Raw genomic sequence first — 21498 nt, 5'->3', positions numbered from 1 at the left:
ACTTGGGCTGGCTGGATTCCTGTGACAAGCACAGGAATGAGGATGGAGAAAACGTCATCAGTGTTTCCGGCCAGACGACCCATATTTGGGCCTGAGCATCGGATGCTTCGAAAAACGCGCCGCATCCTTCGCCACGGTTGGTAACGGCTCGCCGATTTTCACACCCGCAAAGCCTGACGCCGCGATGCGGTCGCACAGCCTTATCCACTGGCAGCCGCGACAGGCCTGCCTGATCTCGCCGGCAGCGAAAGCCACACGCATCTTTACAAGAAAGTCCGGTGTCGCCTGCAGCCGCTTGCCGGCGGTCAGCGTCTCGCCCAAAAGTGCTGAAACCGAAAGGCGGGCCATCTCATCCCGCTGCACCACGCCTTCGTTGAAACAGTGGGCATGGCTTTCACAAAGCAGGCCCTCGCAAATATCGTCCGGGCCATCCACCAGCTCGATATCTTCCTCGCCGGCATTCAGCCGGGTGGCGACGCGGTCGTAATTTTCAACGAAGCCTGATGTATAACCCTTGCCCACATAGGTGAGCATGCAGAGAAGATGGTGGGGCCGGAGACGGACGGTCAAGGGCCACCCTATCCGACGATGGCGAAGGCGTCGCGCACCGAGCCGGACGAGGTGCGGATCGCCTTGCGGCCGATCCATTGCACATGTCCGTCCAGAATACGCACCGCCTCCTCGGCGCGGCCGCCGCGCAGCGCATCGATGATCGCCCGGTGATCGGTATCGGTGCGGCGCTCCCAGCCGGCGCGCCAGGCGGAAAACAGGAAGCGGGCGCTTGCCGCATGCAGGCCGTCGATCGCCTCCATCAGGCGCGGCATGTTGCAGGGCGCGGTGATGAGGCGATGGAAGCGGCGATTGGCCTCCTCCCAATGCTGCACATCGACGGCGCTATCGCCTTCGAGCGTTGCGGCCTCCGCCTGATCGAGAATGGCAGGCGTCATGTTTGGAATGGCGTGGCGTAGCGCCAGAACTTCAAGGGCGGCGCGCATTTCCGCCACTTCTCGCACATCGTCAAGGCCGAAATCCGCTACCCGGACACCCCGGCGCGGGATGCTGGCCGCCAGCCCCTGCGCCTCCAGCCGGCGGAACGCCTCGCGCACCGGCACATGCGATGCACCGAATTCGGCTGCGATGTGATCCTGCCTCAGGCGTTCGCCCGGCGACAGCTCCCCGCGAACGATACGGTCGGCAAGCGTGCGGCTGATGCGTGCTGCAATGGTGTCTTCGGGCGCGTTTTTCACTGTCTTGGGCATAACATCCCATAACGCATATGGCGCGGCCGTGTGTAGCGGTTTTTGCGCCATCACATGGCGCAACGCCGAATATTCGAAGCCGCTCACTTGCCGCATCCCTGCCAGCCATGAGCCTGATGGGACCGACCCTTGCGGGTGAACCGGTTGAGCTTGGCGCAGACATGGTCTAAAAGCCCGGCATCATTTTCTTCCAGCAAATCCGATACAGGGAGCGCCCATGAGCGGCTTCGACCTCATTATTTTCGACTGCGACGGCGTTCTGGTCGATTCCGAAATCATCGCGGCGCAGGTGGAATCCCGCCTTTTGACCGAGGCCGGTTATCCGATCTCCGTCGAGGAAATGGGCGAGCGTTTCGCCGGCATGACCTGGAAGAACATTCTTCTGCAGGTGGAAAGCGAAGCCAGCATTCCGCTCTCCGCCTCGCTGCTCGACAAGTCCGAAAAGCTGCTCGACATGCGTCTGGAACGCGACGTGAAGATCATCGAGGGCGTGAAATTCGCGCTGTCCCGCCTGACCACGCCCCGCTGCATCTGCTCGAACTCCTCCAGCCACCGCCTCGACATGATGCTGACGAAGGTGGGCCTCAAGCCCTATTTCGCGCCGCATATCTATTCCGCCAAGGACCTCGGGGCCGACCGCGTGAAGCCGAAACCGGATATCTTCCTGCATGGCGCGGCCCAGTTCGGCGTTTCCCCTGACCGCGTGGTCGTGGTCGAGGATTCCGTGCACGGCATCCATGGCGCAAGAGCGGCCGGCATGCGGGTCGTGGGCTTTACCGGCGCATCCCACACCTATCCGAGCCACGCCGACCGGCTGACGGATGCGGGTGCCGAAACGGTGATTTCGCGCATGCAGGACCTGCCGGCCGTGATTGCGGCAATGGCGGAGTGGGAAGGCGCTTTTTAAGTTGTGATGGGACTTCTTTCGTGATCTGAGTGGCAGCATTGATATTTTAATAAATGTAGCTACATTAATTCATGAAAATCATATGGGACGAGCCCAAGCGGCTCGCCAATATCGAGAAGCACGGCTTCGACTTCGCGGATATTGATGGCTTCGACTGGGAGAACGCCATCATCGAGAAAAGCCTGACCGGACCGGGAAATTCGCGCTTCAAAGCGATCGGATATTTTCGGGACGGAACGATGGCTATCGTTTTTGCGACTGTCGGAACAGAAGCGATATCCATTATCAGTTTCCGAAGGGCGAGTTCCAAGGAAAGAAGGAGGTTGCCATGGCCAAAGCTGCAAAACTAAAAAAATTCAAACCCGGACGCGGCTACACCGAAGCGGACTGGAACGCCGTTGATTTCCCGGAAATGACGGATCAAGAACTCGAAAATGCGCGCCCCGCCCGAGACGTTTTGCCACCTGCTTTTTTCGAAGCAATTGATGAATACAGAAAGACGCGTGGCCGCCCACCGGTAGATAAGCCTAAGAAACAGGTAACGTTGCGCCTTGATGAGGATGTCGTGGAACGTTTCCGCGAGGGTGGCAAAGGGTGGCAGAGCCGCATCAATGATGCTTTGCGGAAGGCCGCAGGCATTTGAACTCGTTGCCATGCAACAAGAAACCGGAGACGGCAGAGCAGCCTCCGGTTTTTACATTTCGCCCGTCAGATCACCGGCGCTTGGTCTTGGCCTTCGCGCCCTGCTCGGCAAAGCCGATATAAACACTGACAGACCGCGGCGCGCCGCCCGGTCCGTTGGGGATGGCGACATGGTCGTTGTTGAAGATGAACTGGGTGCCGGCCCCGCCTGCGGGCAGATCGATGGCGAAGTTGGTCGTTTCGCCGAAAATCTCGCCGTCGCCGTCCTTCACCGTCACGCGGATCGGCACGGTGACGCGACCGGGCTTGGCCATCGGGCCGGGAACCAGGCGGCCCTGGGCCAGCACGTTCACCGTCAGCGTCGACTCATTGGCGGTGCAGGAGCGCGTCGTGTCTGACAGCGAGACCTGATAGGCGAGTTTCTGCGGGTCATCCTTGGCGCCGCCGGCATAGACGCGGTGCACGGCGTTGGCGTCTAGAACCGTGACCGTCGGGCAGTTGGCCTGCACCACCGGGGTGACCGCATTGGCCTGCGCGGCCGGCGGGTTGACGGCAAGCGAGTCCGACGGGTTGGAGGAATTGCATCCTGCAACAACGGCGAGAAGCGACATCGCGGCGGACAAACGCAAGAAATTCCCTGACACTCTTCTAATTCCCTCTCCATTGTCCCGGAACAGAACCGGAGACGCTGTTTATTGACCTTTCACGCAGGTTGGCGATGGTCTATAGCAGCGACGCCGGAAAAAATCGATTGGCATGTTCGGTTTTGCTTGAATTTTCAAAAAAGCCCTTCATTAGCTGCCCAACCGCCTCATTCCGGTAAGACGCTGCGGAAAAGATGCCGATCAATCGGTAACGGATAAGGGACTATCTCGTGGAATATGTATCGACCAGGGGTGCGGCCCCTTCGCTTGGTTTTTGCGACGCGCTTCTGGCGGGCCTTGGCCGTGACGGCGGGCTTTATGTTCCGCGCAAATGGCCTTCCATGTCGAAGAAGGAAATCCGCAACCTGCGCGGCAAGTCCTATCAGGATGTCGCCTTCGAGGTTCTCTACCGTTTCACCGGCGGCGAAATTCCGGCCGACAAGTTCAAGGCGATGATCGACGACGCCTATGCGACCTTCCGCCATCCGGCCGTCGTGCCGCTGACGCAGACCGGCCCGAACACCTTCGTGCTGGAGCTTTTCCACGGCACCACGCTCGCCTTCAAGGATGTGGCGATGCAGCTTCTCGCCCGCCTGATGGATTATACGCTTTCCGAACGCGGCGAGCGCGCGACCATTGTCGGCGCCACATCAGGCGACACGGGCGGTGCGGCAATCGACGCCTTTGCCGGGCGTGAGCGCACCGACATTTTCATCCTTTTCCCGAACGGCAAGGTCTCCCCGGTGCAGCAGCGCCAGATGACGACCTCCACCGCCTCCAACGTGCATGCGCTGGCGATCAATGGCAATTTCGACGATTGCCAGACGCTGGTCAAAGAAATGTTCAACGACGTGAAGTTCCGTGACGGCGTGAAGCTTTCCGGCGTCAATTCCATCAACTGGGCGCGCATCATGGCGCAGGTGGTTTATTACTTCACCGCATCGCTTTCGCTCGGCGGTCCCGACAGGAAGGTTTCCTTCACCGTCCCAACAGGCAATTTCGGTGATATTTTCGCGGGTTACGTCGCCAAGAAGATGGGCCTGCCGATCGACAAGCTCGTCATCGCCACCAATGACAACGACATTCTGGCGCGCACGCTGAAGACCGGCCGTTACGAGATGCGCGGCGTCAAGCCCACCACCTCGCCTTCGATGGACATCCAGATTTCCTCGAATTTCGAGCGGCTGCTGTTTGAAGCCTATGGCCGTGATTCCGCCGCGGTGAAGGCATCGATGGACGGGCTGAAGCAGTCCGGCGCATTTGAAATTCCGCCGCATGCGCTGAAATTCATCAAGAAGGATTTCCGCGCCGGCCGCGCCACCGAAAAGCAGGTGGCGGCAACGATCCGCGACACGCTTGAGAAAACCGGCTACCTCATCGATCCGCATACGGCGACCGGTGTTTTCGTGGCGGAAAAGCACGAAAAAGCGGGAAGCCCGATGGTTGTCCTGTCGACCGCTCACCCGGCTAAATTCCCGGCCGCTGTAAAATCCGCTTGCGCAATCGAGCCTGCGCTTCCAGTATGGTTAGCTGACATTATGAACCGGGAGGAGCGTTTCGACATTCTGGATGCAGAGCTGAAAGCCGTGGAAACCTTCATCGGCAGCCATGCACGCGCCGGCAAATAGAGACGCGGAAAGACGTTGAGTATGAGAGTTAATGTGACCCGGCTTTCGTCCGGGTTGACCGTTGTCACGGAAAAAATGCCGCATCTCGAAAGCGTTGCTCTTGGGGTGTGGATCAAATCCGGATCCCGCAACGAGACGACTGCCGAACACGGCATCGCCCATCTTCTCGAACATATGGCTTTCAAGGGTACGGCGCGCCGCACCGCCCGCCAGATCGCCGAAGAGATCGAAAATGTCGGCGGTGAAGTCAACGCCGCGACATCGACGGAAACAACCTCCTACTACGCCCGCGTCCTGAAAGACCACGTCCCCCTCGCCGTCGATATCCTTGCCGACATCCTGACGGAATCGCTGTTCGACGAAGAAGAGCTGGAGCGGGAGAAAAACGTCATCCTGCAGGAGATCGGTGCAGCCACAGATACGCCCGACGACGTGATCTTCGACAATTTCTCCGGTGTCGCCTATCGCGACCAGACCATCGGCCGCCCGATCCTCGGCACGCCGGAAACCGTTCAATCCTTCACGACAGGCCAGATCAGGCATTATCTCGCCCGCAACTACACGACGGACCGCATTTTCGTCGTGGCGGCCGGTGCTGTCGACCACGAAAGCTTCGTGAAGCAGGTGGAAGAACGTTTCGCCTCACTGCCGCAGCTGCCGGTGGCAACACCGGTTATGGAAAAGGCAATCTATACCGGCGGCGAAATCCGCGAGACCCGCGACCTCATGGACGCGCAGGTGCTTCTCGGCTTCGAGGGCAAGGCCTATCACGCCCGCGACTTCTATTGCTCGCAGATCCTCGCCAATATCCTGGGCGGCGGCATGTCTTCCCGCCTGTTCCAGGAAGTGCGCGAATATCGCGGCCTGTGCTATTCGGTCTACGCCTTTCATTGGGGTTTTTCCGATACCGGCATCTTCGGCGTGCATGCGGCCACTGGCGGCAACGACCTGCCGGAACTGGTGCCGGTCATTGTCGAGGAGCTGCGCAAGTCCTCGCAGGTCATCCATCAGGAGGAAATCGACCGTGCTCGCGCGCAGATCCGCGCCCAACTGCTGATGGGCCAGGAAAGCCCGGCCGCCCGCGCCGGACAGATCGCCCGGCAGATGATGCTTTACGGCCGGCCCATCCCCAATGAGGAAATGATGGAGCGGCTGGGCGACATCACCCGCGCGCGCCTGACCGATCTTGCAGGACGGCTGTTTTTCGATACAGTTCCGACATTGTCTGCAATTGGCCCGCTCGAACATCTGCCGCCTCTTTCCGACATCACTGCCGCGCTTTCCGCGCAGCAGCCCGCAAGGATAAAGGCGAACGGATAAACCGATATGAGGGCGGGATTTAAAGGCGAAGTCCGCTCACCTTTTTCGCCATCCCGCTTGCGGATGGCGATGTCTGCCGCACAGGGATCGTGAATGCTGCGTTTTCTTTCCCGACATAGCGACACGCCCGAACTGCGCAGCGCCAATCACCTTCTCAGACTGCCGCGCTACGGCGATTTCAAGCAATGGCATGTGCTGCGTTCGGAAAGCCGACAGTTTCTTCAGCCCTGGGAGCCGACCTGGCGCCCGGACGAACTGACGGAGGGCGCCTTCCGCATGCGCGTGGTGCGCAATGGCCAGGAGTTTTCCTCCGGCACCGCCGTCTCCTTCCTGCTGTTTGAAAAAGAGACGCTCCTGGTGGGCGGTATCACCATCGGATACATCCGCCGGGGTGCGGCGCAAAGCTGCATGATCGGATACTGGATCGGCGAGCGCCACGCCGCGCAAGGCCATATGTCTGCCGCATTAAAATTGGTAATACCATACATCTTTAACGGACTTCAGTTGCACCGTATCGAGGCAGCCTGTATTCCGGAAAACTTCAAAAGCATCCGGCTTCTCGAAAACGCCGGGTTCCAGCGGGAAGGTCTCTTGCGGGAATATCTGAAAATCAATGGCCAATGGCGGGATCATATGATGTTTTCCCTTCTTGCCGACAAGCAAAGCTCCGGCGGAACGAAGTACGATACATGACCTACAATCACTCTGCGCCGTGCCTTGCGAAACGTCTGGCGGCAATCGCGCTGGCTGCGCCGTTTTTCCTGCTGTTCCTGCTTTTTGCTTCCCATTCCTTTGCTTTTGAGCCGGTAAAGATTTCCCGTGACGACACGGCGCTCGACCTGACGGCCACCACCGATATCTACGCCAATCAGGGCGAAGCCTTTCAGGTCTCGACCGCGCCGGGCCCTGATGGCATCCGCCGCCGTATCGAGGTGCGCGCCAGTTCCAACGATCACCAGGGCGACTGGGCGGTCTTTGCGCTCGCCAACGTCTCCGAAGAACAGCTGGAGCGCGTGATCGTCGCGCCGCATTTCCGCCTCGTCAATTCCAAGCTGTTCTGGCCCGATCTCGGCTCGCAGCGCATCATGGCGATTACGCCGAGTGAAGGCTTTGCGCTTGACCGGCAGCCGAGCCCGGATGCCGACGTCTTCCGCATCACGCTCAACCCCGGCTCCGTCATCACCTTCGTCGCCGAGCTTTCCACGCCGCAGCTACCGCAGCTTTATCTGTGGGAGCCGGAGGCCTACAAGGACACGATCAACGCGTTTACGCTCTATCGCGGCATCGTGCTCGGCATTGCCGGCCTGCTGGCCGTGCTTCTGACCATTCTCTTCGTGGTCAAGGGAACCTCCGTCCTGCCGGCCTCGGCCGCACTCGCCTGGGCGGTGCTTGCCTATATCTGCGTCGATTTCGGCTTCCTTGAAAAGCTCATAACCGTCACCTCAAGCGATCAGCGAATATGGAGGGCGGGCGCGGAAGTGGCGCTCGCCTCCAGCTTCGTGGTCTTCCTCTTCACCTATCTCAATCTCAATCGCTGGCACGCGCATCTGGGTTATGCGACCTTTGCCTGGGTGGTGGGTCTGGCGCTGCTGTTCGGCGTGGCGATCTATGATCCGTCGGTCGCGTCAGGCATCGCGCGCGTGTCCTTCGCGCTCACCGCAACGGCCGGCATCGCACTCATCATCTATCTCGGTTTCAACCGTTACGACCGGGCGATCCTGCTCGTTCCCTCCTGGGCGCTCATCCTCGTCTGGCTGTTCGGCAGCTGGCTGACGGTGACGGGGCAGCTGGACAACGACATCGTGCAGCCCGCACTCGGCGGCGGGCTGGTGCTGATCGTGCTTCTGATCGGCTTTACCGTCATCCAGCACGCCTTCGCCGGCAGCGCCTATCAGCAGGGCCTGTTCTCCGACCTCGAACGGCAATCTCTGGCGCTGACGGGCAGCGGCGATACCGTGTGGGACTGGGACGTGACGCGCGACCGCATCGTCACCACGCCCGATATTTCCAACCGGCTGGGGCTGGAACCCGGCGCCATGCACGGCGCTGCGCGCAACTGGCTGCCGCGCCTGCATCCTGACGATCGCGACCGGTTCAAGGCGACGCTCGACGTGCTGCTCGACCATCGCAAGGGCCGCCTCAACCACGAATTCCGCATTCGCGCCGAAGACGGGCATTTCCACTGGCTGCAAATCCGCGCCCGTCCGGTTCTCGGCTCCAACGGCGAAATCATCCGCTGCGTCGGCACCATCACCGATATTACCGAGCAGAAGAACTCGGTGGAACGGTTGCTGCAGGATGCGATGAACGACAATCTGACCGGGCTTCCGAACCGGCAGGTGTTCCTCGACCGCCTGCAATCGATCCTCAACCTGTCGCCCGACAGCGAAGGCGTGCGCCCGACCGTGATGGCGATCGATATCGACCGTTACAAGCTGGTCAACGATACGCTCGGCATTGCCGCGGGTGATAATATCCTTATCGCGCTGACACGGCGTCTGCGCCGCCTGCTGAAACCGCAGGATACCCTGGCGCGTCTCGGTGGTGATGAGTTCGGCCTTATCCTCACCTCCGAGCGCGATCCGCAGCGTGTGGCCGATTTCGCCGATGCGGTGAACAAGGCGATCATGGTGCCGATCAATTTCGCCAATCGCGAAATCATCCTCACCGCCTCCATCGGCCTCGTCTCATGGATCGACCAGCAGGAAAGTGCGGCCGGACTGCTCAGCGATGCGGAACTCGCCATGTATCGCGCCAAACGGGCTGGCGGCAACCGCGTCGAGCCGTTCCGCCCCGCCTTCCGCACCTCGGGCACCGACCGCCTGCAGATGGAAAGCGATCTTCGCCGCGCCATCGAGCGCAAGGAGCTGTCGCTGGCCTACCAGCCCATCGTCAAGCTTGACGATGGCGAGCTGGCCGGTTTTGAGGCGCTGATGCGATGGGAGCACCCCAAGCGCGGCAATATCCCTCCGAGCGAATTCATTCCGATTGCGGAGGCCTCCGGCCTGATCGAGCCTCTCGGCATGTTCGCCCTGGAACGGGCTGCCACCGATCTGATGGACTGGCAGCACGCCATCGAAAAGATGCCGATCTTCATCTCCGTCAATATTTCCAGCGCGCAATTGCTGAACAACGAATTGTACAACGACGTGCGCGGCATGCTGACCCGCACGCGCTGCAATCCGCAGCAGCTGAAGCTGGAGCTGACGGAATCGGTTGTCATGGAAAACCCGGAACAGGCGCGGCTGGTGCTTTCCAAGCTCAAGGAAACCGGCCTCAGCCTCGCCATGGATGATTTCGGCACCGGCTATTCGTCACTCGCCTACCTCACCCGCTTCCCCTTCGACACGATCAAGCTCGACAAGGCGCTGGTGGCCAATACCAGCGACAAGCGCAACGTTCTGCTGCGCTCCGTCATCGCCATGGCGCGCGCACTCGACATGCAGGTGGTGGCGGAAGGCATCGAAACGCCTGAAGATGCGGCCGAACTGGCCCGCATGAACTGCCATTTCGGCCAGAGCTTCCTGTTCGGCACGCCGGTCTCCGGCGATGCGGCGCTGAAGCTTCTACGGGAGCGGTTCCAGCCGACGAAGCGGGCTTCGTAAGGGATATTGCGTACATGGAAGCGAGGGGGCGCAGTCTCCTCCTCAAATTCCACGTCATCCTCGGGCTTGTCCCGAGGATCTAATCACGCATGCTAAAACTACCGACGGCAGATCCTCGGGACAAGCCCGAGGATGACGACGGAGAGGGCTAATGCTCCCCGGAACGTCTCGGATTTTCAACCTGCACGCCGAATATTTACTGAACCATCATCACCGGCTGCGCATCCGCCGCCACGCTCCCATGTAACAGGTCGTGGATGAACTCCATCTTCGCCACCACCGGCGGCGTCAGCACGAAGGGATAAAGGTCCGCCTCCCCCATGCTGCGCTGGATGGAATTGATGGCGACGCTGAGCGGGATCCAGGCTTTCACCAGCTGCGCGGCGCTGCGGGCCTTATAGGGATCGAACGTCACTTCCGCCGCCATTTCCTCGTGCCCGTCAGGATCGATCGCCACACCGAAGGCGCGTGCGGTTTCGAGCGTATCGACGATATGCAGATAATGGGCGAAACATTCGGCGAAATCCTCCCAGGGGTGGACCGAGGCATAGGAACTGATGAAATTCTCCTGCCAGTCGGGGCGCGGCCCGCCATCATAATTGCGTTGCAGGGCGGCGCCATAATCCTCGCGCTCGTCACCAAAGACGGCGCGGCAGGCCTCCAGCCGGTTTTCGTCCCGCACCAGCTTGTTCCAGATGAAGTGCCCGACCTCGTGGCGGAAGTGGCCAAGCATGGTGCGGTATGGCTCGTTCATGTTGGCGCGCACCTGTTCGCGCGTCGCGTCATCGGCCTCGGCCGCGCGGATGGCGATCAGGCCTTCGTCGTGGCCGGTCATGGCGGGAATGACGGAACCATCGAGCGCCACCTCATCCACCAGAAAGTCGAAGACGAGGCCGCCTGCGGGGTCAGCATCACGATTGGGATGCGGCAGGCCAAGCCGCAGGATCGAATAAAACAGGTGCCGCTGCGCCTGACTGATGCGGTGCCATTGTTCAATCCCCTGCTCTGTGGCCATATCAGGCACCAGGCGATTGTGGCTGCAGGCCGGGCAAAAGGCATTGGCGCTTTCCGCCGGCACAGACCAGTTGCAGATATCATTCACCTCATTGGCGCAAAACCGCACCTGCTTTTCCGGCTGGGCCACGATCTGCCAGTTCGGTTCACCCGCAGGCGCCAGCGCTTCCATGGAAAGCCGTTCCGGCACGAAAGCCAGACGATGGCCGCAGGAGACACAGAAGCGATTGTCGAAATGGACAGGCTGGCCGCAGGATGCGCAGGAGAAAAGCTTCATGTATGAAACCCTTGCGATGGGACGGGTGAAAGAAAAGCAGAGATAAGATGTGAAGGCGCAGGCGTAGCGGCCCGGTCCGTCATGGCCCTCACATGACAAGAGCGCATGTGCGATAACACATGCGCTCCATGCGCCGCATCGTGGGAGAGGCGCAATGTTTCATGCAGAATTACATGCGGTCGACGGCGCCCTTGACGGCGTCCTTCGCCTTGCCGACGGAGCTCTGAACCTTGCCCTTGGTTTCCTGGGCGGCACCCTTAGCACGCAATTCATTATTGCCCGTCGCTTCGCCGACGCTCTTCTTCACCTTGCCAGCAACTTCATTGGCTTTACCGGCGATCTTGTCAGATGTGCTACCCATATTACTGCTCCCTAGTTTAGCCGTACTGTCTGTCCGGCTTTCCGGGTGGGTAACGTCAGGGGTCAGGATTTGGTTCCAGCCGAAAGGGGCAGGAATTCTGCTGGGGCTCAGGCGTGCCCGGCATCCGTGGAGAGCATGCGCGCATCGACGCCCATCAGGGCCAGCGCCCGCTCGTATTTATTGTCCAGCCCACGGTCGAAGATCAGCTCTTCCGCAGCGGGGCAATTCAGCCAGCCATTATTGGCGATCTCGTTTTCCAGCTGGCCCGGACCCCAGCCGGCATAACCGAGCATCATGGTCGCCCTTTGCGGGCCGCGGCCGTTGGAAATGGCGCGGACGATATCAAGCGTTGCAGTCAGCGAAATGTCATCGCTGACCGGAATGCTGGATTCGCTTAAATAGTCATCCGAATGCAGCACGAAACCGCGGCCGGATTCCACCGGGCCGCCGCACTGGATTGGAAATTCGCGGGTCCGGTTGGGCAGCATGATGGCGTCGTTGCTATCCACCAGCTTCAGATGCAGCAGAATATCCGTAAACGTGATCTGCTGCGGCCGGTTGATGATGAAGCCCATGGCCCCGGCATCCGAATGGGCGCAGATATAGATCACCGCACGGGCAAAATTGCCGTCGTCCAGCCCGGGCATCGCGATGAGGAACTGGCCATCGAGAAAGCCACGTTCGCGTTTGTCCATCAGGGTTGAAAAGCTCACCGGCGCCTCCAGCAGACCGAATTCCGTCGCTCAACGGAAAACGGCGTTCGCACTTCGACAGAGGACAGGATGCGGCATCGCGCCCGATCAATCAACCGAAAATGATGAACCGCACGAATTCGTAACTGGTCCGTCGGGCGATGTTGGGTTAGACGGGAAGCATGAGCGTCAGGATATTCTTTCGATTTTCACATCTTCGTCTCGCGGCCGCATTTGCCGCCCTCCTCGGCGGCATGCAAGCCGCCCAGGCCGAAATTACCGACTGGGCCAGAAGCGAGGGCGGCCTGATGCGCGTGGCAAGCCTTGCCATGGACGCGGACGGCGTGGTGCGCGGCGTGCTGCAGATCGAGCCGAAGGACGGCTGGATCACCTATTGGCGCGAACCGGGCGAAGCAGGCATACCGCCGCAGATAACGCCCGATCCGGCAAGCGGCGTGGCACTTACCACCATGGCCTATCCGGTTCCGAAGCTGATCGAAAACGGCGACATCACCGATATCGGCTATGACCACGCCGTCAGCCTTCCGTTTCAGCTGAAAGCCGCCGACCCGGCAGCAAGCGGGAAGATAGACCTCACCGCCTTTATCGGCGTGTGCCAGAATATCTGCATTCCCTTCGAAGCGAAGTTTTCCATCGACCGCGGCAATGCGGGTGATGATGACAGCGAGGAACGCCGTCTTCTCGAAGAGGCGCGCGAAACGCTGCCCGAGGCGGCCTCCGACGATTTCAAGGTGATCGATTTCCACATCACGCCCGACAAGACCATGCTCGGCGTGCAGCTGCAGCTTCCGGAAAACGCACCCAAGGAGACCGAAATATTCATCGCGGGTCCCTCCGGTTTTGCCTATTACGAGCCGCAGAACCTGGTGCGCGACAAGCGCAAGCTCTCCTTTTACATGAACATCAAGGGCCTGCCGAAAACCTATCAGGTGCAGGGCAACAGCTGGCCCATTCTGGTCAAGTCAGGCGACCGGGCCATGGAGACCATGCTGAATTTCCCGAAGCCGTAAGCGGTGCTTCTGCGGGGGAAATTATCTCGAAAACCGCATGACAGCTTTCATTTCCGTGCTCTATAGTCGCGCGAACCGAACGGCTACAGGAGCACGGATATGACCATCAAGATCGGCGAAAAACTGCCTTCCGCAACCTTCAAGGAAAAGACGGCCGACGGCCCGGTGGAAACCACCACGGACGCGCTTTTCGGCGGCAAGAAGGTGGTTCTCTTTGCCGTTCCCGGCGCTTTCACCCCCACCTGCTCGCTGAACCACCTGCCGGGTTATCTCGAAAACCGTGACGCCATTCTTTCCAAGGGCGTGGACGATATCGCCGTCGTCGCCGTCAATGACTGGCACGTCATGGGCGCATGGGCGCAATCGTCAGGCGGTCAGGGCAAGATTCATTTCCTCGCCGACTGGGATGCGTCCTTCACCAAGGCGCTCGGCCTCGATGCCGATCTGTCCGGCGGCGGCCTTGGCGTGCGCTCCAAGCGTTATTCGATGCTGGTGGAAGACGGCGTGGTGAAGTCGCTCAACGTGGAAGAGAACCCCGGTCAGGCAACGGTCTCTGCCGCTGCGGCGATGATCGAGCAGCTTTGAGGGCGAGCTTGGTCTCTCCTTGTAAATGTAAAGGCTCCAACTTTCCGTCATGCCGGACTTGATCCGGCATCCAGCCACGGCGCGTCTGCGCCGTGAGAAAAGTCTTTCGCGATCAAGGACTTGATCGCACTGGACCCCGGATCAAGTCCGGGGGTGACGGCACACTTAGTGATACGATCTCACGACAGGCATTCGCATTGAAGGATAAAGGGCGGCTCCGCCGCCCTCTCAAACATTCATATCGAATACCAGAAGCCCGGCGAGACCGCCATCGGTGAGCGACACGAGACGCTCCCCCACTTCCATGTGCTGCGGATGGGCGAGATAGTCGTCGCGGGCTTCAGGGCTTTCCAGCGTCACGATGAAACCATCGACAAAACCGCCATTCAGCCCCTCAGGCGAGACATTCTGGCCGTATTTCACATCAATGATGCCGGGGATGACATCCTTCAGGGCAGCGATCGCCTCGAATATTGCCTGTTTTTCAGAAGACGCCGTTGCGGCCTTGAAGCGTAAAAATACACAATGCAGGATCATCCGGATTTCTCTCCTCCGTTGGGCGCCACTGGAGCACCCCCTTGACGACAAGATAGGTCGGGTTTCGGTTTTCACAACCCCGGATAATGGGGCCCGAGATCAAGTCGGCTCTATTTTCGCCGACCCAAGATAGAGCAGGCTTCCATTACCGCCGTTTGAAGGGCTCCATGCCCTTTCGCGCCAGTTCGTCGGCGCGCTCGTTTTCAGGATGACCGGCATGGCCCTTGACCCAATGCAGGGTGACCTTGTGGCGTTGCTGTGCCGCTTCCAGCGCCTGCCACAGCTCGACATTCTTGACTGGCTTGTTATCGGCCGTCTTCCAGCCCTTCTTTTTCCAGCCGAAAATCCACTTGGTGATGCCGTCCTTGACATAGGCGCTGTCGGTATAAAGATCGACCTCGCAGGGGCTCTTCAGCGCATTGAGCGCCGAAATCGCCCCCATCAATTCCATGCGGTTATTGGTGGTCTCGGCCTCGCCGCCGGAGAGTTCCTTCTCCACCTCGCCATAGCGCAGCACGGCACCCCATCCGCCCGGACCGGGATTGCCGGAGCAGGCGCCATCGGTGAAAATATCGACATGTTTCATTCGCCAGCCAACCCATATTCGGCGACATTGGCGATGGAGCGGTGGAACCGCAGCTTGCGCAGATATTCCAGCGGATCCTTCTTCACCACCAGTGCACCCTCGGGCGTCGTCAGCCAGTCGTAAAGTCGCGTCAGGAAGAAACGCAGCGCCGAACCGCGCGCCAGAAGCGGCAGCGCTTCCAGCTCCGCTTCGCTCAGCGGACGCACCGACTGGTAGCCTTCCAGCAGCGCCTTGCCCTTGGTGACGTTGTAAGCGCCATCCTTCTCGAAGCACCAGGCATTGAGGCAGATCGACACGTCATAAGCGAGCAGGTCATTGCAGGCGAAATAAAAGTCGATCAGGCCGGAAAGTTCGTCGCCGAGGAAAAACACATTGTCCTGAAACAGATCGGCATGGATGACGCCGGCCGGCAGATCTTTCGGCCAATGGGCGGCGAGATAATCGATCTCAGGGCGAATCTCGTCTTTCAGGCCCTTCTCCACCTCATCAGCGCGCGCTTCGGACTTGTCCCAAAGCACCTTCCAGCCTTCGACGGAGAGCGCATTCGGCCGCTTGATCTCGAAGCCTTCACCGGCCAGATGCATGGCGGCGAGTGCCTTGCCGACTTCCCGGCAATGTTTAGCCTCCGGCTTTCTCAGCCACATGCCTTCGAGGAAGGAAATCAGCGCCGCCGGCCGGCCCGACAATTCTCCCAGCAATTCGCCATCCTTGCGCGGCAGCGGCAAGGGGCAGGACAGGCCCTTGGCTGCCAGATGCTGCATGAGGCCGAGGAAGAAGGGCAGATCGTTTTTCTCCACGCGCTTTTCATAAAGCGTCAGGATCAGCGGGTCCTTGGTGGTATGCAGCAGGAAATTGGAGTTTTCGACGCCCTCGGCAATGCCCTTGTAAGAGGTGAGGCTGCCGACGTCGTACTGCGTGAGGAAATTCCTCAGATCATCTTCGGTGATATCAGTATAAACTGCCAATTTCAAATCTCTTGATGAAGGACGGAGTGGAAATCTCGATGGATGACGCCTGTGAGACGGAAACCGCCCACAGTCAGCATCATCCAGCTTTAAATGCCGGCGGCGGTTTTCGGCGGCAGCGCATTGCTGGCATTGCCGTTGACGAAGGCCATATCATCCGTCGTCAGCTCGATGCTGCGCAGCTCGCGATTGACGAGGAAATGTTCCGTTTCCTCAACCGTTACGGCAAGATCGAGCGTGGTGTCGAAGCGCGCCTTGAAGGCCTCGATGATCTCGTCAACGATAACCTCAGGTGCGGAAGCACCGGCCGAGAGGCCGACGGTGCTGATATCGCCGATTTCATCCCAGTCGATTTCCGAGGCCCGCTGCACCAGCACGGAGCGCTTGGCGCCGGCGCGCAGCGCCACTTCCACCAGCCGCTTGGAATTGGAGGAATTGGGCGCACCGACAACGATGAACAGGTCACAGCCGGGGGCTGCCTGCTTCACCGCATCCTGACGGTTGGTGGTTGCGTAACAGATGCTGTCGGCGGCGGGCGCCTGAATGGCCGGGAAACGTTCCTGCAGCCTGGCGATAACGCCTGCGGTGTCATCAACCGACAATGTCGTCTGGGTAACGAAGCCGAGATTTTCACGGTCCAGCGGTTCATAACGGCCGGCATCCTCCACCGTCTCGATCAGCGAGACAGTGCCTTCGGGAAGCTGGCCCATGGTGCCGATGACCTCGGGGTGGCCGGCATGGCCGATCAGCACCACATGACGGCCAAGCCGCTGGTGGCGCATGGCCTGCTTGTGGACCTTGGAGACCAGCGGGCAAGTGGCATCGAGATAAAACAGGTTACGAGCCTGCGCATCCTCCGGCACTGATTTCGGCACGCCATGGGCGGAGAAAACCACCGGCTGCTCACGATGCTCGGTGGGGATTTCGTGCAGCTCCTCGACGAAGACCGCACCCTTGGCTTCCAGCCCCTCCACCACATAGCGGTTATGCACGATTTCGTGACGGACATAGACCGGCGCGCCATAGGCTTTCAGCGCCAGCACGACGATCTGGATCGCCCGGTCCACGCCCGCGCAAAAGCCGCGCGGTCCGCACAGCCTTATCGTCAAAGGGGGTTTGGAAACGGCGATGTTCATTCCAGCTCCTTGGCCAGCTCCTTGGCCAGCACCGTGGTCTTGCCCGATAAACTGCCCTACCGGACGCGGCGCGCTTTATTCACCCTGCGCCTTACCGTTCCGGAAATAGGCAAAACCGGCGACGATGACAAGGGCCGCCGCCAAGCCATACCACGTTATCGCATATTGCAGGTGATTGTTGGGCAAATCTATCAGCGTCACGCCGCCTTCAGGCCAGCCACCCGGATTGGGCGTGGCATCGGCATCCACGAAGAGATTGACCAACCGCTCGGACGGAATTTCGGCGCTGGAAGCCATGGCCGCCAGATCTTTCCAGTAGAAGATATTCTTGGCGATATCATTGTCAGGCAGCAGCGATGATGGCTTTGCCACGAGCGGCGCGCGCGCCAGCCCCGTTATTGTCACTTCGCCGGTTACCTGCCCGTCGGGCCGTTTGGCGGGCTCTTTCATCTCGAAAGGCACGAAGCCGCGATTGACGAAGAGAATGCGGCCGTCCGCAAGCGTCAGCGGCGTATAGATGTAATAACCGGTCCGGCCCTGATGGGTGGCGAAGAAATGCCGCTCATGGGCATGATCGAAGGTGCCGGAAAGGCTGACCCTGCGATATTCGATATCGCCGCCGCTTTTTGCGATCGCCTCGATATCGGCAAGCGTCACCGGATTTGCACTGCGCCGCTCCTCGATATCGGCCATCAACGCCTCTTTCCAGTAGAGCCGCTTCACCTGCCAGGTGCCAAGCCCGAGAAGGATGGCAAGCGCCAGCAGCACCAGCGGCGCGGCGAACCAGACGCGCCTTTCTGCGGCCTTCATGTGGGAAACGTCATTCACGATCAAGCCTGCCTTCGCTTGCATTGTTCTTGTATTGCAGCGCAATCATGATCCCCTTCAGCTTGCGCAGCAGCACCAGGGAGACAATTACCGTAAACGGCAACCACAGCATGACATGCACCCAGACGGGCGGCGCAAAACGCTGATCGACCCAGAGCGCCAGCCCGACGACCAGAAAACCGACGATCAGCATGACAAAGACGGCCGGGCCATCACCCGCATCGGCAAAACCGTAATCCAGCCCGCAGGCGCTGCAGGCGGGCTTTATGGTCAGAAAACCATCGAACAGCCTGCCGTTGCCGCAACGCGGGCAGCAGCCTTTAAGCCCGACCTTGATGGGATCGACCGGCGCAAAATTGCCGTTTCCGGGTTCTGACATATGACCTCCCGCTTCCGCCTGCAAACCGCCCTGCTGGAGAGGGGTTCAGGCACGAGGGCAGCAACCGCTGCCCGTGAAGTGTCGACGGAGGCTCCCTCCTCCGTCATCCCCGGGCGTGACCCGAGGATTTGCACACCACCGATCTGGACTCTCGGCTCGAACCCGAGAATGGCGCCGGGCGTGCGGGAAGCTCGCCCTGGACATCAGGGCGGCGATTTGCCGCCCCTCCATTATCGGTGCGATCAGCCGTGCACCGGCGCGCCCCAGCCACCCCAGATATAGATGGCGAAGAACAGGAACAGCCAGACGACGTCAACGAAATGCCAGTACCAGGCGGCGGCTTCGAAACCGAAATGCTGCTTGGGCGTGAAACCGCCGGCAATGGCGCGGAACAGGCAGACAAGCAGGAAGACCGTGCCGACGAAGACGTGGAAACCGTGGAATCCGGTGGCCATAAAGAAGGTCGCGCCATAGATCGAATTCTTGAAGTCGAACGGCGCGTGCATGTATTCGTAAACCTGCACGGTGGAGAACAGGATGCCGAGCGCGACGGTGAGCACCAGACCGGTGATCAGGCCCTTGCGGTCATTGTGCAGCAGGGAATGGTGGGCCCAGGTGACGCAGGTGCCCGACAGAAGCAGGATGACGGTGTTGTAGAGCGGCAGATGCCAGGGATCGATGACCTCGATGCCCTTTGGCGGCCATTGCCCGCCGGTATATTCGAGGCGGGACGCCTGAATGGCCTCGTGCGGGAAGAGGCTGGCATCGAAATAGGCCCAGAACCACGCGACGAAGAACATCACTTCTGAGGCGATGAACATGATCATGCCGTAACGCAGGTGCAGCGAAACGACGCGGGTGTGGCTGCCCTCATTGGCTTCCTTGATCGTATCCGCCCACCACGCATACATGGTGTAGAGCACGATAACGAGACCGATATAGAACAGCCAGGGATTGGCGAGTTCCGCACCGAACAGCTTGAAGGAGCCGCCCGACAGGTAACGCATGTAGCAGACGCCGCCAAATGTCAGGATGAAGGCGCCGATTGAGGCCAGAAGCGGCCAGGGGCTTGGATCGATGATGTGGTAATCGTGGTTCTTCTGATGCGTATCTGCCATTGCGACAATCCCCTGGTATCTCTTCCCTGATCCGGCCTTAAGCAAAAGGCCAGATCTCCTCTCACAATTTGCTTTCGCCAGACTCATTCTTTACCGGCAAGGACGCAACCGGTTTTTCGGTTTTGGCCGGATAAAACGTGTAGGACAGCGTTAAAGTATGAATGCTCTTGGTCTCGCGCGCCGTGGCGATGTCAGGATCGACAAAAAATACCACCGGCATTTCCAGCGTTTCACCCGGCTGCAGCGTCGTTTCGGTGAAGCAGAAACATTCCACCTTGTTGAAATAGGCCCCTGCTTCCATCGGCGTGACGTTGAAGACCGCCGTGCCCGTGGTTGCCACGGGTGAACGGTTCGTCGCCTTGAAAGTCACCTGCACCGTTTCGCCGATCTTCGGCGTGACCTTCCTGTCGACCGGCTGGAAATCCCAGTTGAGGCCGTTCGACGTATTCGCGTCGAAGGTGACGTTGATGGTCTTGTCGAGAATGACGTCGGAATATTGCTCGACGCGCTGGGTCGTGCCGTTATAGCCGGTGACGCGGCAGAACAGGGTGTAGAGCGGTACGGCGGCATAGGCCATGCCGATCATGGCGCAGAAAAACACCAGACAGAGCACGAGAATGGAGCGATTGCTCACCTTCTGCCTGCCGGTCGCTGCCGTCTGCGTTTCCATATTTGCCATCTCCTCCTCCTCTCCCCTCAATCAGCCCGTCAGTGCGAGCCGATCTTGATGATGGTGATGACGTAGAACAGCACCACCAGGCCGGCGAGCAAAACGCCGAGCGCAATGTTGCGCCCGCGTCTCGATTTTTTCTGAGCCGCGCTCAGTTCCACCGTTTCCATCACAGGACTCCCGACATGACGGCCTTGAGGGCCGGCGCGAAATGATCGGCCAGAAGGCCGGAGAAGATGGCGAAGAGATAAAGCACCGAATAGGCGAACATCTTCTTGGCCGGCAGCATTTTCTCGTCGCCCTCAGGCATGCGCCGGACATCGAACGAACAGTAGACGAAGATTGCGCTCAGCACGGCTGCGAAAATGCCGTAACCGGCGCTCGCCAGACCCGTGAAATAAGGCGCAACAGCCGCAGCCGCGGTCAGCACCGCATAAACGATCATCTGGTTCTTGGTAGAGCGTTCGCCCGCCACATTCGGCATCATCGGAATGCCGACGGCGCCGTAATCGCGCATCTTGAAGAGCGCCAGAGCCCAGAAATGCGCCGGTGTCCACAGGAAGATGATGAGGAACAGGATGATGCTATCAAGCGAAACGCCGCCGGTGACGCAGGCCCAGCCGAGCATGGGCGGGAAAGCGCCGGCGGCACCGCCGATGACGATGTTCTGCGGCGTCGAGCGCTTCAGCCACATCGTATAGACGACAGCGTAAAAGAAGATGGTGAAGGCAAGCAGTCCGGCCGAGAACCAGTTGACCGCAAGACCGAGAATGACCACCGAAAAGGCCGACAGCGTCAAACCGAAGGCCAAGGCCTCGCGCGGCGCGATACGGCCCGACGGGATCGGCCGCTTTGCGGTGCGGCTCATCACGGCGTCGATATCGGCATCATACCACATGTTGAGCGCGCCGGACGCGCCGGCGCCGACAGCGATGCAGAGAATGGCGATGATGCCGAGCACCGGGTTTATTTCGCCCGGCGCCAGCACGAGGCCCGCAAAGGCCGTGAAGACGACGAGCGACATGACGCGCGGCTTCAGCAACTCGAAATAATCGCGCGCGCCGGCTTCCGAAAGTTCGGAGCCCTTCACGCCCAGCATGTCGCGATTGTCGATAATGCTCATTTCCTGTCCTGTTTTCCTTCAGGCGCCGCCTGTCGCGACATCCCCTGCACCGGCCCGAAAAACGAATGTGATTTCCGGCATGCGCGATGCGTCAATTCATTGGTCTGAACGTTCCGGCATGGGCGGCATCCGGAAGAACCGATACCATTTGCCCGGCCCTGTGACCGCGCCCATCCCGCCATTCGTCTGCG

25 protein-coding genes are annotated in these 21498 nt (G+C 60.0%); 9 read left to right on the top strand and 16 right to left on the bottom strand.

Translation table 11 applies throughout. The features are described 5' to 3' along the window. Positions 1-57: 57 nt before the first annotated feature. Together MRBLRC7O_RS02220 and MRBLRC7O_RS02215 are read right to left on the bottom strand one after the other, a co-directional pair. Positions 58-534, bottom strand: a complete 477-nt coding sequence (locus tag MRBLRC7O_RS02220) for a DUF1284 domain-containing protein (RefSeq protein WP_035213437.1) — start codon at positions 532-534, stop codon at positions 58-60. A gap of 44 nt (positions 535-578) precedes the next feature. After that, a complete protein-coding gene (locus MRBLRC7O_RS02215; RefSeq protein WP_003509096.1) occupies positions 579-1259 on the bottom strand; it encodes a GntR family transcriptional regulator in 681 nt (226 codons plus the stop codon). A 217-nt stretch (positions 1260-1476) separates the two neighbouring features. Between MRBLRC7O_RS02215 and MRBLRC7O_RS02210 the strand changes: the two genes are divergently transcribed. The 3 genes from MRBLRC7O_RS02210 (at position 1477) to MRBLRC7O_RS02200 (ending at position 2809) form a co-directional block, all read left to right on the top strand. Continuing rightward, positions 1477-2166 (top strand): HAD family hydrolase, encoded by a 690-nt coding sequence (locus MRBLRC7O_RS02210; RefSeq protein WP_003509098.1) that lies wholly within the window; start codon positions 1477-1479, stop codon positions 2164-2166. A gap of 71 nt (positions 2167-2237) precedes the next feature. Then, a complete protein-coding gene (locus MRBLRC7O_RS02205) occupies positions 2238-2516 on the top strand; it encodes a BrnT family toxin (RefSeq protein ID WP_003509100.1) in 279 nt (92 codons plus the stop codon). After that, positions 2495-2809, top strand: a complete 315-nt coding sequence (locus tag MRBLRC7O_RS02200; RefSeq protein WP_003509102.1) for a BrnA antitoxin family protein — start codon at positions 2495-2497, stop codon at positions 2807-2809. The genes MRBLRC7O_RS02205 and MRBLRC7O_RS02200 overlap by 22 nt, the downstream gene beginning before the upstream one ends. Positions 2810-2879: 70 nt before the next feature. Here MRBLRC7O_RS02200 and MRBLRC7O_RS02195 read toward each other — a convergent pair whose 3' ends face one another. Then, positions 2880-3419 (bottom strand): hypothetical protein, encoded by a 540-nt coding sequence (locus MRBLRC7O_RS02195; RefSeq protein WP_003509103.1) that lies wholly within the window; start codon positions 3417-3419, stop codon positions 2880-2882. Positions 3420-3682: 263 nt separating this feature from the next. Between MRBLRC7O_RS02195 and thrC the strand changes: the two genes are divergently transcribed. The 4 genes from thrC to MRBLRC7O_RS02175 all read left to right on the top strand — a co-directional run bounded on the left by thrC (position 3683) and on the right by MRBLRC7O_RS02175 (position 10005). Beyond that, positions 3683-5080 carry a threonine synthase gene (gene thrC, locus MRBLRC7O_RS02190; protein ID WP_003509105.1) on the top strand — a complete coding sequence of 466 codons (1398 nt, stop codon included), beginning with the start codon at positions 3683-3685 and terminating at the stop codon, positions 5078-5080. Between the two features lie 21 nt (positions 5081-5101). Next, positions 5102-6400 carry a M16 family metallopeptidase gene (locus tag MRBLRC7O_RS02185; protein WP_003509107.1) on the top strand — a complete coding sequence of 433 codons (1299 nt, stop codon included), beginning with the start codon at positions 5102-5104 and terminating at the stop codon, positions 6398-6400. A gap of 93 nt (positions 6401-6493) precedes the next feature. Next, the gene (locus MRBLRC7O_RS02180) at positions 6494-7093 is read left to right on the top strand and encodes a GNAT family N-acetyltransferase (protein ID WP_003509108.1); all 600 of its coding nucleotides are present in this window, start codon (positions 6494-6496) and stop codon (positions 7091-7093) included. Next, positions 7090-10005, top strand: a complete 2916-nt coding sequence (locus MRBLRC7O_RS02175) for an EAL domain-containing protein (RefSeq protein WP_003509110.1) — start codon at positions 7090-7092, stop codon at positions 10003-10005. Before MRBLRC7O_RS02180 ends, MRBLRC7O_RS02175 begins: the two co-directional genes overlap by 4 nt. A 196-nt stretch (positions 10006-10201) precedes the next feature. Here the strand turns inward: MRBLRC7O_RS02175 and MRBLRC7O_RS02170 are convergent, their stop codons facing one another. The 3 genes from MRBLRC7O_RS02170 to MRBLRC7O_RS02160 form a co-directional block, all read right to left on the bottom strand. Further along, a complete protein-coding gene (locus tag MRBLRC7O_RS02170; protein ID WP_060723004.1) occupies positions 10202-11296 on the bottom strand; it encodes a zinc-binding metallopeptidase family protein in 1095 nt (364 codons plus the stop codon). Positions 11297-11465: 169 nt separating this feature from the next. Continuing rightward, entirely contained in the window at positions 11466-11657 is a 192-nt protein-coding gene (locus tag MRBLRC7O_RS02165) for a CsbD family protein (RefSeq protein ID WP_003509115.1), read from the bottom strand. Between the two features lie 107 nt (positions 11658-11764). Next, positions 11765-12370, bottom strand: a complete 606-nt coding sequence (locus MRBLRC7O_RS02160; protein ID WP_004440387.1) for a YqgE/AlgH family protein — start codon at positions 12368-12370, stop codon at positions 11765-11767. A gap of 161 nt (positions 12371-12531) precedes the next feature. Between MRBLRC7O_RS02160 and MRBLRC7O_RS02155 the strand changes: the two genes are divergently transcribed. Then, the gene (locus MRBLRC7O_RS02155) at positions 12532-13380 is read left to right on the top strand and encodes a protein-disulfide reductase DsbD domain-containing protein (protein WP_003509118.1); all 849 of its coding nucleotides are present in this window, start codon (positions 12532-12534) and stop codon (positions 13378-13380) included. A gap of 99 nt (positions 13381-13479) precedes the next feature. Then, a complete protein-coding gene (locus MRBLRC7O_RS02150; RefSeq protein ID WP_003509120.1) occupies positions 13480-13965 on the top strand; it encodes a peroxiredoxin in 486 nt (161 codons plus the stop codon). A gap of 228 nt (positions 13966-14193) precedes the next feature. On the opposite strand, the gene MRBLRC7O_RS02145 is transcribed toward MRBLRC7O_RS02150, so the two are convergent. The 10 genes from MRBLRC7O_RS02145 to cyoE form a co-directional block, all read right to left on the bottom strand. Beyond that, on the bottom strand, positions 14194-14502 hold the full coding sequence (locus MRBLRC7O_RS02145; RefSeq protein WP_003494265.1) for a Dabb family protein: 309 nt from the start codon (positions 14500-14502) through the stop codon (positions 14194-14196). A 145-nt stretch (positions 14503-14647) separates the two neighbouring features. Then, positions 14648-15088 (bottom strand): ribonuclease HI, encoded by a 441-nt coding sequence (rnhA, locus tag MRBLRC7O_RS02140; RefSeq protein ID WP_060726089.1) that lies wholly within the window; start codon positions 15086-15088, stop codon positions 14648-14650. Continuing rightward, complete coding sequence (locus MRBLRC7O_RS02135) at positions 15085-16053, bottom strand: homoserine kinase (protein ID WP_060726395.1); 969 nt, start codon at positions 16051-16053, stop codon at positions 15085-15087. The genes rnhA and MRBLRC7O_RS02135 overlap by 4 nt, the downstream gene beginning before the upstream one ends. Before the next feature lie 89 nt (positions 16054-16142). Beyond that, complete coding sequence (ispH, locus tag MRBLRC7O_RS02130; protein WP_003509126.1) at positions 16143-17189, bottom strand: 4-hydroxy-3-methylbut-2-enyl diphosphate reductase; 1047 nt, start codon at positions 17187-17189, stop codon at positions 16143-16145. A 75-nt stretch (positions 17190-17264) separates the two neighbouring features. Then, entirely contained in the window at positions 17265-17999 is a 735-nt protein-coding gene (locus MRBLRC7O_RS02125) for an SURF1 family protein (RefSeq protein ID WP_080866537.1), read from the bottom strand. 10 nt (positions 18000-18009) lie between these two features. Beyond that, positions 18010-18396: a DUF983 domain-containing protein gene (locus tag MRBLRC7O_RS02120; RefSeq protein WP_003509129.1), complete on the bottom strand. Its 387-nt coding sequence runs from the start codon at positions 18394-18396 to the stop codon at positions 18010-18012. 242 nt (positions 18397-18638) lie between these two features. Beyond that, positions 18639-19514, bottom strand: coding sequence for a cytochrome c oxidase subunit 3 (locus MRBLRC7O_RS02115; protein ID WP_003509131.1), 876 nt, complete (start codon positions 19512-19514; stop codon positions 18639-18641). Positions 19515-19575: 61 nt separating this feature from the next. After that, complete coding sequence (locus MRBLRC7O_RS02110) at positions 19576-20193, bottom strand: cytochrome c oxidase assembly protein (protein ID WP_003509133.1); 618 nt, start codon at positions 20191-20193, stop codon at positions 19576-19578. 29 nt (positions 20194-20222) lie between these two features. Then, positions 20223-20354, bottom strand: a complete 132-nt coding sequence (locus tag MRBLRC7O_RS02105) for a cytochrome c oxidase system small membrane protein (RefSeq protein ID WP_003509137.1) — start codon at positions 20352-20354, stop codon at positions 20223-20225. Next, the gene (gene cyoE / locus MRBLRC7O_RS02100; protein ID WP_003509139.1) at positions 20354-21307 is read right to left on the bottom strand and encodes a heme o synthase; all 954 of its coding nucleotides are present in this window, start codon (positions 21305-21307) and stop codon (positions 20354-20356) included. Before cyoE ends, MRBLRC7O_RS02105 begins: the two co-directional genes overlap by 1 nt. Between the last annotated feature and the right edge of the window lie 191 nt (positions 21308-21498).

This window comes from Agrobacterium radiobacter (assembly GCF_040801995.1).
GTDB lineage: Bacteria > Pseudomonadota > Alphaproteobacteria > Rhizobiales > Rhizobiaceae > Agrobacterium > Agrobacterium radiobacter.
The sequence above is the reverse complement of the archived record's forward strand: the minus strand, read 5'-3'. Positions and strand labels throughout refer to the sequence as shown.

Coding starts and splice junctions, on each gene's coding strand:
- MRBLRC7O_RS02220 (WP_035213437.1), bottom strand. CDS start 534: ATGCTCACCTATGTGGGCAAGGGTTATACATCAGGCTTCGTTGAAAAT.
- MRBLRC7O_RS02215 (WP_003509096.1), bottom strand. CDS start 1,259: ATGCCCAAGACAGTGAAAAACGCGCCCGAAGACACCATTGCAGCACGC.
- MRBLRC7O_RS02210 (WP_003509098.1), top strand. CDS start 1,477: ATGAGCGGCTTCGACCTCATTATTTTCGACTGCGACGGCGTTCTGGTC.
- MRBLRC7O_RS02205 (WP_003509100.1), top strand. CDS start 2,238: ATGAAAATCATATGGGACGAGCCCAAGCGGCTCGCCAATATCGAGAAG.
- MRBLRC7O_RS02200 (WP_003509102.1), top strand. CDS start 2,495: ATGGCCAAAGCTGCAAAACTAAAAAAATTCAAACCCGGACGCGGCTAC.
- MRBLRC7O_RS02195 (WP_003509103.1), bottom strand. CDS start 3,419: ATGTCGCTTCTCGCCGTTGTTGCAGGATGCAATTCCTCCAACCCGTCG.
- MRBLRC7O_RS02185 (WP_003509107.1), top strand. CDS start 5,102: ATGAGAGTTAATGTGACCCGGCTTTCGTCCGGGTTGACCGTTGTCACG.
- MRBLRC7O_RS02180 (WP_003509108.1), top strand. CDS start 6,494: ATGCTGCGTTTTCTTTCCCGACATAGCGACACGCCCGAACTGCGCAGC.
- MRBLRC7O_RS02175 (WP_003509110.1), top strand. CDS start 7,090: ATGACCTACAATCACTCTGCGCCGTGCCTTGCGAAACGTCTGGCGGCA.
- MRBLRC7O_RS02170 (WP_060723004.1), bottom strand. CDS start 11,296: ATGAAGCTTTTCTCCTGCGCATCCTGCGGCCAGCCTGTCCATTTCGAC.
- MRBLRC7O_RS02165 (WP_003509115.1), bottom strand. CDS start 11,657: ATGGGTAGCACATCTGACAAGATCGCCGGTAAAGCCAATGAAGTTGCT.
- MRBLRC7O_RS02155 (WP_003509118.1), top strand. CDS start 12,532: ATGAGCGTCAGGATATTCTTTCGATTTTCACATCTTCGTCTCGCGGCC.
- MRBLRC7O_RS02150 (WP_003509120.1), top strand. CDS start 13,480: ATGACCATCAAGATCGGCGAAAAACTGCCTTCCGCAACCTTCAAGGAA.
- MRBLRC7O_RS02145 (WP_003494265.1), bottom strand. CDS start 14,502: ATGATCCTGCATTGTGTATTTTTACGCTTCAAGGCCGCAACGGCGTCT.
- rnhA (WP_060726089.1), bottom strand. CDS start 15,088: ATGAAACATGTCGATATTTTCACCGATGGCGCCTGCTCCGGCAATCCC.
- ispH (WP_003509126.1), bottom strand. CDS start 17,189: ATGAACATCGCCGTTTCCAAACCCCCTTTGACGATAAGGCTGTGCGGA.
- MRBLRC7O_RS02125 (WP_080866537.1), bottom strand. CDS start 17,999: ATGAAGGCCGCAGAAAGGCGCGTCTGGTTCGCCGCGCCGCTGGTGCTG.
- MRBLRC7O_RS02120 (WP_003509129.1), bottom strand. CDS start 18,396: ATGTCAGAACCCGGAAACGGCAATTTTGCGCCGGTCGATCCCATCAAG.
- MRBLRC7O_RS02115 (WP_003509131.1), bottom strand. CDS start 19,514: ATGGCAGATACGCATCAGAAGAACCACGATTACCACATCATCGATCCA.
- MRBLRC7O_RS02110 (WP_003509133.1), bottom strand. CDS start 20,193: ATGGCAAATATGGAAACGCAGACGGCAGCGACCGGCAGGCAGAAGGTG.
- MRBLRC7O_RS02105 (WP_003509137.1), bottom strand. CDS start 20,354: ATGGAAACGGTGGAACTGAGCGCGGCTCAGAAAAAATCGAGACGCGGG.
- cyoE (WP_003509139.1), bottom strand. CDS start 21,307: ATGAGCATTATCGACAATCGCGACATGCTGGGCGTGAAGGGCTCCGAA.